At 52.7% G+C, this 222-nt stretch carries 1 protein-coding gene; it reads right to left on the reverse strand.

From position 1 onward, the window contains the following. Positions 1-222: hypothetical protein (locus AC2A06_RS19125; RefSeq protein WP_484381339.1), on the reverse strand; the 222-nt coding region annotated here is incomplete at both ends.

Genomic DNA, 222 nt, shown 5'->3' on the forward strand with positions numbered 1-222 from the left:
TAAAATCATTGGTCCCCTCCAAGGTCACTGCCGCATTGGTATTGATGGTACCGTCACCACTGAGTATGTTGGCCAGCGTATCGGCAGCGTTCAGGTTCAAAGTACCCACTACATCAACATCACTGCTACCCAAGGCATTGGCCGCAGTCAAATTGACGATTGCCGACGCTGCTATCAGGGTGTCGGTTGCGGTTGTCAAGCCACTGTTGGCAGCACTCAGGA

Source organism: Serratia sp. HNCC26DJ244, assembly GCF_057180565.1.